The organism is Sphingorhabdus sp. EL138, from assembly GCF_900258045.1.
Taxonomy (GTDB): Bacteria; Pseudomonadota; Alphaproteobacteria; order Sphingomonadales; family Sphingomonadaceae; genus Parasphingorhabdus.
This window is the reverse complement of sequence record NZ_OGVD01000003.1, coordinates 646,236-660,503: the sequence shown is the minus strand read 5'-3', so window position 1 is coordinate 660,503 and position 14,268 is coordinate 646,236. Positions and strand designations below refer to the sequence as shown.

Here is a 14,268-nt window from a genome sequence, read left to right as displayed (position 1 = left end):
GATAATCTGTGAAAATATTTCGAGATCCGATCACGCATTTCGTTCTGATCGGGCTGGCATTGGTTGCCATCAATCATCTCTGGAACGGCTATCAAGGGGAGCAAGGCCGGACGATCACTGTCAGCGCCGCCGAGATAGACCGGTTGAGCGCGCTATGGGCCAACACCGCCGGTCGCTTTCCCACTGGTGAGGATAAACAGCAGATTATCGACCAATATGTGCAACAGGAGGTATTGGTGCGCGAGGCCCGGCGGCTTGGCCTTGGCGATGATGACACGATCATCAAGCGCCGCCTGGCACAGAAAATGGATTTTCTGGTTAGTGGCGAAAGCACGGCGGACAATCCTTCTGATGCCGAGTTAGAGTCATGGTTTGACGCAAACCGCGACAAGTTTGCCGCGCCAGAACGTCGGAGTTTTATCCATATCTATCTCAGTCCGGAGAAACATGGTGGTGCGATTGAAAGGGTAGCGGCCGACACTTTGCAGAACCTGCAACCAGGAACAGATTGGAAAGGCCTGGGCGATCCCTTCATCCAGAAGCGCAGCTATGCCGCGATACCGGAAAGTGAAGTGACCCGTCTGTTCGGACCGGATTTTGCCAGCGCGATCTTCAAACTGTCGCCTGGACAATGGAGCCCACCCATCGGGTCTGCATTCGGACTGCATCTGGTTCGCATCGAAGCGATTGACGATGCAGCGGAGGCGAATTTCGAACCGATCAGGGCCGAGGTCGCCGCGGCATGGAAAGAAGACCAGAGCACCAAGGCCAAGCAAGCGGCACTGCAAGAGCTGGTGCGCGGTTATGATGTGGTGATTGAGGGCGCAGACGAGTGACAATCATACGGCTCAGTTTTCTTTGGGCTCTCTTCATCTGGCTCTGCGGCATATCAGCCAATGCCCATGAAATCCGGCCAGCCGCTCTCGAACTGACCGAGCAATCCGGCGGCACTGTTGCGGTCGTCTGGAAACAGCCAATCCTGTCCGGCCGCAAGCTCAAAATGCGTCCTGTACTGCCGGACCAGTGCCCGGCGACGGAGACGACACGTCAAGTCATTTCCGGTGACGCAATTGTCGAAAGCTGGCAGGTTTCATGTCAGCTCGACAAAGGCCGTGTCATGATCGAAGGCCTCGATCGGACGCTCACCGACGTCTTTGTCCGCCTGAGCACGGCGGATGGCGAAGAGACTACGCATATTCTGCGCCCGGCCAGTGCGTCTTTTGCCTTGGGCGATCCCGGTGGATCCCCTGCTCGCGCTTATCTGCAAATCGGTGCAGAGCATATGCTGTTCGGCTGGGATCACTTGTTGTTCGTCCTTGGCCTGTTGCTGCTCACCCCGGTGCGCAAACTGCTTTGGGTGATCACCGCCTTCACGCTGGGCCACAGCATAACCTTGGCGATTACCGCGCTCGGTCTGTTCAGCTTACCGAGCAAGCCGGTGGAGTTACTGATCGCGCTGTCTATATTCTTCCTCGCCGTCGAAGTGGTCCGCAAATGGGCCGGAAAAACAAGCCTGACCATCCGCCGACCATGGTTGATCGCGCTGGGCTTTGGTTTGCTCCACGGCCTGGGTTTCGCGGGGGCGCTGGCCGATATCGGCCTACCCAGAGGTCAAGAAATCTGGGCATTGTTGCTGTTCAATCTGGGCGTGGAGATCGGACAGATCCTGTTCGTGGGTGCCATATTGGCGGCGTTATGGCTGATCGGCCGGTCACCTGTTGATCGGCGGAAATGGGTGGAGATACCAGCCGTCTATCTGGTGGGCGGGCTCGGGGCCTTTTACACGCTTAGCCGGATCCTGTAATCGACCGACAGCAGCAGTAGTGAAATCGCTTTCCCGCAGGACGAATTTTCATATATTTCGCGGTCTATAACTATACCCCGTCATCATTATCTGGCTTGGCGGACCCCGCCTTCACCGCTACAGGTTTCTCAACAGCAAATTTAAGGACATCCTATGCCTCAGCTCATCCTTCTTCGTCATGGCCAGTCACAATGGAATCTGGAGAATCGATTCACCGGCTGGTGGGATGTTGATGTCACCGAAAAGGGAATTGAAGAAGCCAGAGCGGCGGGCCGCCTGATGAAAGAAAAGGGCATTGAATCGGATTTGTGTTTTACCAGCTTGCAAAGCCGTGCGATCAAGACGCTGAACCTGGCGCTGGAAGAAATGGACCGTCTATGGCTACCAGTGGAGAAAAACTACCGGCTGAACGAGAGGCATTATGGCGGGTTGACCGGTCTCAACAAACAGGAAACCCGAGACAAACATGGTGATGAGCAGGTGCATATCTGGCGCCGCAGCTTTGATACGCCGCCGCCGCCAATGGCCGCCGACAGCGAATACCAAATGTCCTCCGACCCGCGCTATGCCGGGATTGAAGTGCCTGCGACCGAGAGTCTGAAAGATACAATTGCCCGCGTACTGCCCTATTGGAAAACACGGATTGCACCGGAACTCCAGTCAGGCAAGCGCATCCTGATCTCTGCGCATGGCAATAGCCTGCGTGCGCTGGTCAAACATCTGTCGGGCATTTCGGATGATGAAATTACCGGTCTGGAAATTCCGACCGGGCAGCCGATTATCTATGATCTGGACGATGATCTGAATGAAAAAGAACGTTATTACCTGTCGGAAAGATAAATGCGGTGGGCACTGGCGGCCCTTTTTAACCGTCATCCCTTTTTGACCGATACATGGCTTCATCGGCGCGAGACATCAGGGCAGCCACCGTATCTGCAGGTCCGACAAAGCTGTAGCCGATGGCAGCGCCAAGTTTTAAAACCTGGCCATCATATTTCAGGTCAGCCGATTGGATAAGGTCGATCAGGGAGAGAATCTTTTTCTCCACCCGGTCGGCGTCAAGATTGTCGAGGAGCAGCGCGAATTCATCTCCGCCGATCCGCGCGACCATATCGCAAACTCGGATATTGCCTTTCAATATTTTGGCCAGACAGACCAACAATGCGTCGCCTGCCCCATGTCCATGGGCATCATTGACTGCCTTTAAATCATCGACATCAAGAAAGAGCAGAGCCGTATTATCTCCATAGCGTTGACACCGCATGATACGTTTTTCCAGACTCTCAATGAAAAAACGGCGATTCGGCAATCCCGTCAGAGCATCATGATTTGCGCGCATTTCCATTTTAACAAGCTCTTCTCTCAATCGCATATTTTCTGATTGAAGAGCAGTACAATGGGTGCATTTTTGTTCACCTTGATTGCTATTAGTTGCTTCACCTATCAATCTTCCACCCCCTGTAGCGATATTCTTTTAACGAATATTTGTGCTTTCTTGGCCTTTAGTTTGTTAGATATTGGATAGTCAACAAAATTGATAGTCGACAGCCGTCAGAGTCCTGTTTTGTAAAACTACAGGCTGAAATAGTCTTGCATAATAACCTGGATACTCATTGCTGCATTGCGCGCGGTGAATTTCATGGCTAAACGATTTTGCTTCCGCGACACTATTCAGGTGCAAGCATGACCGAAGCCACGCCGAAAACCGGCCACCAGACCACGCCGCAAATTGGCATCATCATGGGCAGCCAGTCTGACTGGGTGACCATGCGCCTTGCAGCCGAGATACTGGAACAGCTGGATGTCGCGTATGAAGTCAGGATTATTTCGGCACACCGGACGCCGGATCGGCTCTACGACTATGCCAAAGCGGCGGCCTCGCGGAAGTTAAAAGTGATTATCGCCGGCGCTGGCGGCGCTGCGCATCTGCCGGGCATGGCGGCAGCAATAACACGGGTGCCTGTACTTGGCGTGCCTATACAATCACGCACCTTAAATGGCGTCGACAGCCTGCTTTCCATTGCGCAGATGCCGGCGGGTATTCCGGTCGGTACTTTGGCCATTGGCGATGCAGGTGCAAAAAATGCCGCCTTGCTGGCCGCTGCGATTCTGGCAAATGACGACGAAGCTCTGGGTCTCCGTCTGGATAAATGGCGCGCCGAGCAAAGCGCTGCCGTGGCCGATCAGCCAGAATAGTAAGCTGCGATGAATCCACTCCCTCCCGGCTCGGTCATTGGCATATTGGGCGGCGGTCAATTGGGCCGTATGCTGGCGGTCGCCGCGGCACAACTTGGCTATCGCTGCCATATCTACGCACCCGACAAAGCCAGCGTTGCCGCAGATGTTGCTGCAAGATTCACCTGTGCACAGGATGATGATATCGAGGCATTGGGCAAGTTCGCCGATGGCTGCGACGTGATCACTTTCGAATTTGAAAATGTTCCCGTCGCATCACTCAATGCCACCGCCGGCCGCACCTCGCTTCACCCGCCGGTTGGGGCGCTGGACATTGCACAAAACCGGATTGCGGAGAAAAATTTCGCGCGCACTCACGGCGGCACAACAGCCCCTTTTGCCGAAGTCACGGATTCGGCATCACTGGACAAGGCGATCGATGACATCGGCGCGCCGGCCATTTTGAAAACCATCCGCATGGGCTATGACGGCAAGGGGCAAAGCAGAATTAAGCCGGGAGACGATTTGGCCGTTCATTGGGATGCTGTCGGTCATCAACCTTGCGTGGCTGAAGGCTTTGTAGAGTTCATACACGAGTTTTCGGTCATATTGGTGCGCGGACAGGATGGCGCCGTCCGCTACTGGGATACGCCGCATAATGTCCATGAAGACGGTATATTGGCAAAATCCCTGCTGCCCGCACCCGGTCAGATAATCGAGCAAGAGAAAGCTGCCCGCGCGCTGGCAGCAAAAATGGCAGAAGCGATGGACTATGTCGGCGTACTGACATGCGAGTTTTTTGCCACCGCCGATGGGCCGGTGTTCAACGAAATGGCGCCGCGTGTCCATAATAGCGGCCACTGGACAATAGAGGGCGCGATCACCAGCCAGTTTGAAAATCATATCCGGGCGATCTGCGGATTACCGCTGGGTGATACCGGATTGGCTGCTGATAAAGTGGAAATGACCAATCTGATTGGCGGCAATACCGACGAGTGGCAGGCGCTGCTGACAGACCCGGCCAACCATCTCCATCTCTATGGCAAAACCGAAAGCCGCCCCGGTCGGAAAATGGGTCACGTCACGAAATTGTTTTTCTGATTTGCACAGGATTTAAACTGGGGTAGGCGCATTTCATGAATCACCCGGAAATCATCATGATCCTGGCTCGCGCTGACAATGGCGTGATTGGCAAAGACGGTACGATGCCCTGGCACTTGCCAGCAGACTTGCGGCATTTCAAATCGCTGACCCAAGGCAAGCCAATGATCATGGGGCGCAAGACTTTTGACAGCCTCCCCGGCCTGCTGCCGGGACGCCGTCATATCGTGCTGACCCGTGATACGGAGTGGGAAGCGGAGGGCGCGGAAGTGGTCTATGATGTTGAGGCCGCTCTGAAAACTGCCAACGCTCCGCACATAGCGATTATCGGCGGTGCTGAAATTTATCGGCTCTTTCTGCCCAAAGCCGACCGAATTGCGCTTACTGAAGTGCATATCGACGCCAAGGGCGACACGATGATGGAGCCTTTTGATTCCGACATCTGGCAAGAAAGCGAACGAGAAACGCATGATGCGGAAAATGGCAGGCCGGGCTTTTCCTTCGTCACGCTGAAACGGAAAAATATATGAAGAAGTTTTTCATCGGACTATTGGTCGTTCTCATTGTCGGCGTCACCGCTTTTTTCATCTTCGCGCCCAGCATATTTGAAAAACAGACCAATATGGTCGACGGCAAACCGTTACCCGAAATTACGACAGAGGCCCAAAAGCTGCATGACAGACTGATGATTGTCGATCTGCATAGTGATACATTGTTGTGGAAGCGCAAAATCAATGATGCGGTTGATTATGGCCATGTCGACTTGAAACGCATGCAAGATGGCAATGTCGGTCTGCAAATATTTTCCAGCGTTACCAAGACGCCGAAAAACCAGAATTATGACAGCAATAGCGCCGACAGCGACAATATCACTATGCTCACTGTTGCTCAGCTTCAACCCATCCGCACCTGGTCTTCCCTGCTGGAACGCCAGTTGTGGCACGCCACAAAGTTGGATCGGGCCGTCTCCGCTTCCGATGGAGCGATGGTTGCAATAAGCGAACCCGGCCATGTGCAAGGGTTGGGCGCAGCGCGCGGCGGTGACGACAAACCGATTGGCGTCATGTTCTCAGCCGAAGGGCTGCAAACGCTTGAAGGGAAGCGAGAAAATCTCGACAAGCTTTACGACGCCGGCATGCGCATGGCTGGACTCGTCCATTTTTTCGACAATAAGCTCGCCGGATCCATGCATGGCGAAGAGAAAGGCGGGCTTACTGAATTTGGCCGCCAGATTGTCCGGGATATGGAAGACAAGGGTATGATAGTCGATATTGCCCATTCAAGCCATGAAGCGGTAGCCGACATCCTGAAAATGGCGCGGCGTCCGGTTGTCTCAAGCCACGGCGGTGTACAGGCGGTCTGCGGAGTTAACCGCAATCTGACCGATGGGGAGATCAAGGGCGTGGCAGCTAGAGGCGGTGTTATCGGGCTGGGCTATTGGGACGGAGCGATGTGTGACACGGACCCCAAAAGCGTTGCCAGAGCGGTCAAGCATGTCCGTGATCTAGTGGGTATTGAACATGCCGCCCTGGGTAGCGATTTTGACGGCGCGGTAACGACCCGTTTCGACACCAGCGGGATTGTCCATATCACTCAGGCCCTGATGCAGGCGGGCTTCACTGAGGACGAAATTCGCGCGGTGATGGGGGGCAATGCCATGCGGGTGCTGCAGCAGGGTCTAATCCCTTTAAAAGATTTACCCAAACAAGCGGTTGAACAAACCGACGAAACTGGCCAATAGCGCAAATCATGCGGCTAAGTGGGCAAAACAGGATAGCGGAAAATATGCGCGGCGCGATCATCGCGCTGGGTAACTTTGATGGTTTTCACAAAGGTCATCAGACTGTTGCGCAAACAGCCATAGACTGGGCCAAAGAAGAAGGTCGGCAGGCGATTATCGCAACTTTTGATCCGCATCCCGTTCGCCATTTCCAGCCTGATGCTCCGCCCTTTCGCCTGACGACATTGAATCAGCGGGAGCGGCTGTTCACCGCGGCCGGCGCCGATGCAATGCTGGTCTTTGAATTTGGCGCAGAGCTTGCGGGCACCACGGCTGAGGATTTTGTCGAAAAATTGATGGTCGAACGGTTTGGTGCAGCAGGCATTGTCACCGGCGAGGACTTCACCTTTGGCAAGGGCCGCGCTGGCAATATCGAGGTGATGAAGCAACTCGGCGAGCCTTTGGGCCTTGCCACCAAATCCGTCGGACCGGTAAGCGCCAACGATGAGGTCATCTCTTCCAGCCGTATTCGCGATGCGTTGAAAGCCGGTGACTGTGAAACCGCAACGAAGCTGCTGACCCGGCCCTTTGCGATAGAGGGCACGGTCATTCACGGCGACAAAAATGGCCGCAAGCTGGGATATCCCACCGCGAATATCGACATCGATCACTATTTGCGCCCCAAATATGGCATTTACGCCGTGAAAGGCCGCTTGCCGGATGGCCGTGTCGTCAACGGGGCCGCCAACCTTGGCATACGCCCCACTTTCGATCCGCCGAAAGAGTTGCTTGAACCCTATTTCTTTGACTTTTCCGAAGATTTATATGGGCAGGTGATTGAAGTCGAGCTTCATCATTTCCTTCGTGGGGAAAAGAAATTTGATGAGCTCGATGACCTGATGGCGCAGATGGAAAAGGACTGCGCCAAGGCCCGGGACATGCTTGGATGATGAGCAAGCTGCTATGGGGGCTTGGCGGCCTCTGGATGCTGTTCCTCATTATCTTTTTGCTTAACAGTTCCATATGGGCGCCTGATCCCGAAGGGCGATTGAAGATGATCGCTCATCGCGGCGTCCATCATCTCTATGATCCGGCGGGTGTGGGCCGGGATGATTGCACGGCGATCCGCATGCTCCCGGGACAGGAAGACCTGGAGATTTTCGAGAATAGCATTCGCTCGATCACCGCGGCCATTGGCATGGAAGCAGACATGATCGAGGTGGATGTCGCACCAACCAGAGATGGGAAGATGGTGCTGTTCCACGACTGGACCGTCGATTGCCGCACGGACGGCAAAGGCAATGTAAGAGACCTGACGCTGGCGGAACTACAATCACTGGACGTCGGTTATGGCTATTCTTCCGATAGCGGCCAGACATTCCCGTTGCGCGGAAAAGGGGTCGGCGAAATCCCGACTGTAGAAGAGGCTCTGGCATCCGGGGGATTCAAACCCTTTCTGTTTAATTTCAAAAGCAATGATCCCGATGAAGCGGACCAGCTGCATGCCATCCTGAAAAGCGCAGGCCGGAACGCCCTGAAAGAAGGGGATGGTTTTTACGGAGCCGAAGCTCCGGTGAAACGCATGAAAGAGCTGATCCCCGGGACATGGGCCTGGTCCAATGCCGGCGCCAAAACCTGCACCACGGACTATGCCTGGATGGGCTGGCTTGGCATCATGCCGGACAGCTGCAAGGACGGGACGCTCGTCGTACCGCTCAACTATCAATGGGCCTTTGCCGGATGGCCGAACCGTACCATTGCCCGGATGGAAGCAGTCGGTGCGCGCATCCTGATTATAGGCCCGATGACGGGCGGCGAAGCAAGCCGCGGCCTTACCCATGGAGATCAGCTGAGAGACATTCCGGCGAACTTCAACGGCTATGTGATGGTCGAGGATATCAGGAAGGTCGGACCGGCTCTTGTTCGGTAGCGGATCGTGGTGATTCACTGACCGTGAAATCCCGCTTGCGCCCGCGCGCTGCCTCGCCTAATCCCCGCCAATCATGACCGAGAATACACCCGCCAAAGAGCGCGATTATAAAGACACGGTTTTCCTGCCGAAAACCGATTTCCCGATGAAAGCCGGCCTTGCGAACAAGGAACCGGCGATTCTGGAGCGCTGGCAGACTATCGGGCTGTATGAAAAGCTGCGCGAGGCCCGTGCAGGACGGGAAAAGTTCATTTTTCATGACGGCCCGCCTTATGCCAATGGCAACATCCATATCGGCCACAGCCTCAACAAGACACTGAAGGATCTGGTGGTGCGCAGCCAGAATCTGCTCGGCAAGGACGCACCCTTCGTACCCGGCTGGGATTGTCATGGCCTGCCGATCGAATGGAAAATCGAGGAGCAATATCGCAAGAAAAAGCGCAACAAGGACGAAGTGCCAGCAAGCGAATTTCGCGCCGAATGCCGCGAATATGCCGGCAAATGGGTCGGCGTGCAGCGCGAGGAATTCAAGCGGCTGGGCGTATTGGCGCAGTGGGACAAACCCTATCTCACCATGGATTATGACGCCGAAGCGGCGATTGTCACCGAGCTGTTGAAGTTCGCGGAAGCGGGACAGCTCTATCGCGGCGCGAAGCCGGTGATGTGGTCGCCGGTCGAGAAAACCGCTCTGGCCGAGGCCGAGGTTGAATATGAAGATATCACGTCGACGCAGATTGATGTGGCGTTCGAGATTGTCGAGGCACCCAATGCGCCAGAACTGGTTGGCGCCCATGCGGTGATCTGGACGACGACGCCGTGGACGATTCCGGTCAATCAGGCGCTCGCTTATGGGGCGGATGTTGAATATCGTTTGATTGAACTCGAGTCTGGTGAACTTGCAGGATTAAAGCTGCTCGTCGCGAAAGACTTGATGTTCAACACAGTTGACCGACTTGATGCCATCCTTTCAAAGGATGATGAAGATACTGAGTGGGGCGTCCTGAAGACCTTGAAAGGCTCCCAACTCGCCGGCGCTATCGCCAAACACCCGATGGCTGACAAGTTTCCGGACGGCGATTTCTATACCAAGCCGCGCCCGTTTCTCGACGGTTCGCACTTCGTCACCACTGAGGCTGGTACCGGCCTTGTTCATATGTCTCCCGATCATGGCGAGGATGATTTCGAACTCTGTAAGCAAAACGGCATCAACCCGGTATTCGCGGTCGATGCAGATGGTGTGTATCGCGAGGATTGGGACTGGCTGCCGCGCGGGGACGAGCGTGCAGGCGGGGTGATCAACAAGAAATTTGTCAGCAGCACCGGTCCGATTTGCGAAGATCTGCGCGCCGCCGGTGCACTGCTCTCGGCCAGTGATGATTTCCAGCATAGCTATCCGCATAGCTGGCGGTCGAAGGCGAAGATCATCTATCGCTGCACCCCGCAATGGTTTGTTCCGATGGATGAACCGCTTACTGCGCCCAGCCAGATCGAACCGGTTGAGGATGAGGAAGACAAGACCGTAGTCGGCCATGCCGAAGGCGTTGCCGGAACGCTGCGTGAAGTGGCGCTTGCAGAAATCGACAAAACCCGTTTCGTCCCGGCCCGTGGCCATCGCCGCCTGCAGTCCATGCTGGAAGGCCGCCCCGACTGGGTGCTCAGCCGCCAGCGTGCCTGGGGTGTGCCAATCGCGCTTTATGTCGATCGAAAGACCGGTGACTATCTCAACGATCCCGCTGTAAACGAACGCATCATCGAGGCGTTCAAGAAAGGCGGTGCCGATGCCTGGTTCAACGCCGATCATCAGGAATTTCTGGGCAACAAATATAGCCTCGGCGATTATGAGGTGATCACCGACATTCTCGACGTCTGGTTTGACAGCGGTTGCACCCATGCCTTTGTACTGGAAAGCGGCAAATGGCCGGATCATCAGACGCCTGCCGATCTCTATCTGGAAGGCAGCGACCAGCATCGCGGCTGGTTCCAGTCGAGCTTGCTAGAGTCATGCGGCACGCGCGGTCGTGCGCCTTACAAGGCTGTACTGACCCACGGCATGACGCTCGACAAGAACGGCAAGAAAATGTCGAAATCGCTCGGCAACACGCTCGATCCGCAGAAGATCATCAACGTCAATGGCGCCGATATCCTGCGCCTCTGGGCGGCCAGCGTCGATTTCACCGAAGATCACCGGATCGGTGATGAAATCCTGAAAGGCGTCACCGACAGCTATCGCAAGCTACGCAATACCTTCCGCTATATGCTCGGCGGTCTCAGCGATTTTGCGGAGAGCGAACGGATCGCTGTCGCCGATATGCCGGAGCTTGAGCGTTATATTCTTCACCGGCTGGCCGAGGTCGATGCGAAGCTGAAGCAGCATGTGAATGATTTCGCATTCGGCCCCTATATGCGTGAGCTGACCGCCTTTGCGCAGGATGACCTCAGCGCCTTTTTCTTCGATATCCGCAAGGATTGCCTCTATTGCGATGCGCCGGATGATCCCAAACGCATGGCATATCGGACGGTCATGGACATATTGTTCCACGCCCTCACCCGCTATATCGCGCCGGTACTGGTCTTTACCGCAGAAGAGATTTGGCAAAGCCGTTTCCCGGATGAGAATGATTCAATCCACCTGAAAGAGTGGCCGGAAGTAGATGGTGGCTGGGCCGATGATGCGCTGGCTGAAAAATGGAGCAATATCCGCACAGCTCGGATTGCCGTGACGGAAGCGATTGAACCGCTGCGCCGCGAGAAGACCATCCGGTCCAGTCTCGAAGCAGAGATTACCTATCCAATGGCAGACCTGCCGATCGATGCGACCGAGTTTGCTGAACTGTGCATTGTTGCCGATGTGAAGGATGGCGCAGATATCTCCGTTACCAAAACCGGTCATCATAAATGCGGGCGCTGTTGGCGCTTGTTGCCGGACGTGGAAGAAGATGGCGCGCTCTGTGGCCGCTGTGACGGGGTTCTTAACGCATGACCGAAGCCGTATCGAAATACCGGGTCACCGGCCTTATTGTCGCGTTCCTGATCTTCATTATCGACCAGTTCACCAAATATATGGTGATGCATCCGCTCGATCTGAAGGCCAAGGGCCAGATTGAACTGCTACCCTTTTTCAATCTGACTTGGGCGGAAAATTACGGCGTATCCATGGGGTTCCTGACCGCATCGACCGATTTTCAGCGCTGGGCGCTGGTCGCCCTGACCGGTGCGATTGGCGTCGCGGTTCTGATCTGGATGTGGCGGGAAAAGGCGAAATGGGATATTATTGCCCTGTCCTTCGTCCTCGGCGGGGCGATGGGCAATATATTGGACCGGGCGCGGCTCGGCTATGTTGCTGATTTTGCAGACTTACATATTGGTGACTTCCGCCCGTTCCTGATTTTCAATGTTGCGGATGCGTGCATTTCCATCGGTGTTGTAATCTTGCTTGCACGCGCGCTGTTAATACGCGAAAAGCCGGATGAAGATTAATATTCAGCTTGGTGACAGTTGACCCATGGCAAAGAGCCCGCCAAAGGCTCTAGGTAGAGATTTAAGGCCACAAGGAAAACTCGGCCAAAGAAGGATTGAGGTAAGTGAATATGCGTAAATCAGTAATTGGTATCAGTCTCGTTTCACTGGTTGGGCTGTCTGCTTGCGGTTCCAGCGGCCTGTTTGACCGTGACCGTCCCGATGAATTCGCTGTGTCGCGCCAGGCACCGCTGGTGATTCCACCCGATTTCGCTCTGACCCCGCCACAACCCGGCCAGCCGCGCCCGCAAACCGGTGGTGTGCAGCAACAGACGCTGGAAGCCATGTTTGGCGGCGCGCAGGCACGCAGTGTCACCGAATCCGCGATTGTCGGTCAGGCTGGTGACGCCGATGCCGGTATCCGCTCTTCTGTGGGTGATGCCGGAACGTTCACTGTCGACAAGGGCAGCGTAACCCGCGACATTATCGCCGCACCGGAAGGCGATGGTCAAACAGCGCAGGCCGCTACACCCGAATAGTTTCTATAAATATTCGGCAATTATTGTCTGGCTTTTCAGAAACCCTGTACCGATCCGCCGTCCACCTGGATGGCTGTGCCCGTAATGTAGCTCGCCGCCTCTGATCCCAGGAAAATTGCCAGATTGGCGACTTCTTCCGGTTCACCAATTCGCTGCATGGGAATCTGGGCAGCTATGCCGGCAGCGATTTCTTCGGTGCTCTTACCCGATGCCCTGGACTGATTCTCCAATATCTGCGTGACCCGGTCGGTATTGGTAAAGCCGGGGCAGACCGTGTTCACCAATATGTTATCGCCCGCCACCTGATTGGCGAGCGTCTTGGCCCAGCCGAGTACCGCCATCCTGATACTGTTCGACAGGGTAAGACCTGGCACCGGCTGTTTCACGCCCGAGGATGAAATATTGATAATCCGCCCCCATTTCTGCGCCCGCATATGAGGCAGAACCAGCCGCGTCGCGCGGATGACCGACATCAGGGTCAATTGCACGGCATTGTCCCAGTCGCCATCGGACAGGTCTTCAAAAAGACCAGGCGGGGGACCGCCGGCATTGTTCACCAATATATCGATACCGCCAAATTTATCCGCCACCGCACCGATGACGCGGTCAATATCTTCCCCCTGCGAGACATCGCCCGTCAACGCCAGACAACCGGGCATCTGCGCTGCAGCAGCATCCAGATTGTCCTGCGACCGCCCGCAAATCGCGACATTGGCGCCGGATTCATGAAATCCCAAAGCGGTGGCCAGTCCAATGCCCTTGCTGCCAGCGGTGACAAGGACGGCTTTGTTTTCCAGTTTCAGTTTCATGCAAACAGGTTTGGCGGAATGAAGCACGAATGTATAGGGGGAGCCCGCTCTTATGTGCGCAATATCTCTTTGGGTATTTCAAGCTGGCCTGCCCGGCTATTGTGTTGTTTACAAAACCAATTCATACTTGAAATGAAATATTACCCGCAGGCCCGGTATGTGCCTGAAAGAAAGTGAAGAGGTTCCTGTCATGCACATCAAACGCGCCCTGTCTTTTGCCCTATCAATTGCATTCATCTCCGGAACGGCCACGGCACAGGAAACGCCCGAAAGATCTCAAATTACAATGGGCAATGGCACCGCCAACGCGATTCAGGTTGAAGGCTTGACCCGTCAGAATGGAAAGTCCATCGCCTCCGAAGTTCGCGTCGATGGAACGGATGTGTCGACCTTGCGCGCGAATACAACCGCGGTGACCTTTCCCGCCGTAACGATTGAAAAGGCGGGCTGGATTGTCCTTCACCCGGTCATTGATGGCCGCCCGGATGGTGATATCGTTTCCGGTTTCACTTACCTCAACCCGGGTCAAAGCGAGAATGTGACTATCCGAATTCAGCATCCTGCCGATGCCGGTGACAGGTTTTTGGCCATGCTGCACAGCGATGTTGATCAAGACCGCGTATTTGATTTCGTCTTCGTTGAAGATGGAATTAATGTTGAAGATACTGCCGTTTTTGAAGGCACTCGCATGATCGCCCATTTGATCGCTCTGCCCGAATAGGCAGGCGACAGCC

Annotated in this window: 15 protein-coding genes; 13 read left to right on the top strand and 2 right to left on the bottom strand. The window is 55.1% G+C overall.

Annotation, left to right across the window (positions count from 1 at the left end):
• Nucleotides 1-8 precede the first annotated feature (8 nt).
• From DK507_RS09360 to gpmA, 3 genes are all read left to right on the top strand, one after another.
• A complete protein-coding gene (locus DK507_RS09360; RefSeq protein WP_109356090.1) occupies nucleotides 9-836 on the top strand; it encodes a peptidylprolyl isomerase in 828 nt (275 codons plus the stop codon).
• The gene (locus DK507_RS09355) at nucleotides 833-1,804 is read left to right on the top strand and encodes a HupE/UreJ family protein (RefSeq protein WP_109356089.1); all 972 of its coding nucleotides are present in this window, start codon (nucleotides 833-835) and stop codon (nucleotides 1,802-1,804) included. The genes DK507_RS09360 and DK507_RS09355 overlap by 4 nt, the downstream gene beginning before the upstream one ends.
• Before the next feature lie 153 nt (nucleotides 1,805-1,957).
• Nucleotides 1,958-2,644, top strand: a complete 687-nt coding sequence (gene gpmA / locus DK507_RS09350; protein ID WP_109356088.1) for a 2,3-diphosphoglycerate-dependent phosphoglycerate mutase — start codon at nucleotides 1,958-1,960, stop codon at nucleotides 2,642-2,644.
• Nucleotides 2,645-2,669: 25 nt separating this feature from the next.
• On the opposite strand, the gene DK507_RS09345 is transcribed toward gpmA, so the two are convergent.
• Nucleotides 2,670-3,149 (bottom strand): GGDEF domain-containing protein, encoded by a 480-nt coding sequence (locus DK507_RS09345; protein WP_162558984.1) that lies wholly within the window; start codon nucleotides 3,147-3,149, stop codon nucleotides 2,670-2,672.
• Nucleotides 3,150-3,487: 338 nt separating this feature from the next.
• Here DK507_RS09345 and purE point away from each other — a divergent pair, with 338 nt between their 5' ends.
• The 9 genes from purE to DK507_RS09300 all read left to right on the top strand — a co-directional run bounded on the left by purE (nucleotide 3,488) and on the right by DK507_RS09300 (nucleotide 12,725).
• Nucleotides 3,488-4,000 carry a 5-(carboxyamino)imidazole ribonucleotide mutase gene (gene purE / locus DK507_RS09340; RefSeq protein ID WP_109356086.1) on the top strand — a complete coding sequence of 171 codons (513 nt, stop codon included), beginning with the start codon at nucleotides 3,488-3,490 and terminating at the stop codon, nucleotides 3,998-4,000.
• 9 nt (nucleotides 4,001-4,009) lie between these two features.
• Nucleotides 4,010-5,080, top strand: coding sequence for a 5-(carboxyamino)imidazole ribonucleotide synthase (locus DK507_RS09335; protein ID WP_109356085.1), 1,071 nt, complete (start codon nucleotides 4,010-4,012; stop codon nucleotides 5,078-5,080).
• A gap of 35 nt (nucleotides 5,081-5,115) precedes the next feature.
• Nucleotides 5,116-5,610, top strand: a complete 495-nt coding sequence (locus DK507_RS09330; protein WP_109356084.1) for a dihydrofolate reductase — start codon at nucleotides 5,116-5,118, stop codon at nucleotides 5,608-5,610.
• Nucleotides 5,607-6,821, top strand: a complete 1,215-nt coding sequence (locus DK507_RS09325; protein WP_109356083.1) for a dipeptidase — start codon at nucleotides 5,607-5,609, stop codon at nucleotides 6,819-6,821. Before DK507_RS09330 ends, DK507_RS09325 begins: the two co-directional genes overlap by 4 nt.
• A gap of 8 nt (nucleotides 6,822-6,829) precedes the next feature.
• Complete coding sequence (locus DK507_RS09320; RefSeq protein WP_109356082.1) at nucleotides 6,830-7,750, top strand: bifunctional riboflavin kinase/FAD synthetase; 921 nt, start codon at nucleotides 6,830-6,832, stop codon at nucleotides 7,748-7,750.
• Nucleotides 7,747-8,730, top strand: a complete 984-nt coding sequence (locus DK507_RS09315) for a glycerophosphodiester phosphodiesterase family protein (protein WP_109356081.1) — start codon at nucleotides 7,747-7,749, stop codon at nucleotides 8,728-8,730. The genes DK507_RS09320 and DK507_RS09315 overlap by 4 nt, the downstream gene beginning before the upstream one ends.
• 73 nt (nucleotides 8,731-8,803) lie before the next feature.
• Nucleotides 8,804-11,710 carry an isoleucine--tRNA ligase gene (gene ileS, locus DK507_RS09310; RefSeq protein ID WP_109356080.1) on the top strand — a complete coding sequence of 969 codons (2,907 nt, stop codon included), beginning with the start codon at nucleotides 8,804-8,806 and terminating at the stop codon, nucleotides 11,708-11,710.
• Complete coding sequence (gene lspA / locus DK507_RS09305; RefSeq protein WP_109356079.1) at nucleotides 11,707-12,207, top strand: signal peptidase II; 501 nt, start codon at nucleotides 11,707-11,709, stop codon at nucleotides 12,205-12,207. Before ileS ends, lspA begins: the two co-directional genes overlap by 4 nt.
• Nucleotides 12,208-12,317: 110 nt before the next feature.
• Entirely contained in the window at nucleotides 12,318-12,725 is a 408-nt protein-coding gene (locus tag DK507_RS09300) for a DUF3035 domain-containing protein (protein ID WP_109356078.1), read from the top strand.
• A gap of 35 nt (nucleotides 12,726-12,760) precedes the next feature.
• Here the strand turns inward: DK507_RS09300 and DK507_RS09295 are convergent, their stop codons facing one another.
• Nucleotides 12,761-13,534 (bottom strand): SDR family oxidoreductase, encoded by a 774-nt coding sequence (locus tag DK507_RS09295; protein ID WP_109356077.1) that lies wholly within the window; start codon nucleotides 13,532-13,534, stop codon nucleotides 12,761-12,763.
• A gap of 190 nt (nucleotides 13,535-13,724) precedes the next feature.
• Here DK507_RS09295 and DK507_RS09290 point away from each other — a divergent pair, with 190 nt between their 5' ends.
• A complete protein-coding gene (locus DK507_RS09290) occupies nucleotides 13,725-14,255 on the top strand; it encodes a hypothetical protein (RefSeq protein ID WP_162558983.1) in 531 nt (176 codons plus the stop codon).
• Nucleotides 14,256-14,268: the final 13 nt, after the last annotated feature.